At 39.8% G+C, this 249-nt stretch carries 1 protein-coding gene; it reads left to right on the top strand.

Translation table 11 applies throughout. The features are described 5' to 3' along the window. The coding region (locus FLA105534_RS23425; RefSeq protein ID WP_173968488.1) for a hypothetical protein at positions 1-249 on the top strand (249 nt) is incomplete at both ends.

The following is a 249-nucleotide window of genomic DNA, read 5'->3' as shown; positions in this document are numbered from 1 at the left end:
ATCCGAAAGGGATTATCCATAGAAATATCTATCAGGGAAGTCTTTGAATACGCGACGATCGCAACGTTAAGTTCGCATGTATCATCTCAATCAAAAGGAGTATTATTACCTGCTGTTGTCTTAGAAGACCGCTTAGGACGAATTCCTTTATCTTTCAGTCAGGAGCGATTGTGGTTTTTGGATCAGTTAGAAGGCAGTGTTGCTTATCATATTCCTATTGTACTTCGACTTGAAGGAGCGTTAGATACA

This window comes from Flavobacterium collinsii (genome assembly GCF_902804485.1).
GTDB lineage: Bacteria > Bacteroidota > Bacteroidia > Flavobacteriales > Flavobacteriaceae > Flavobacterium > Flavobacterium collinsii.
Note: the sequence above shows the minus strand (reverse complement) of the source record. Positions and strands in the feature narration are given on the sequence as shown.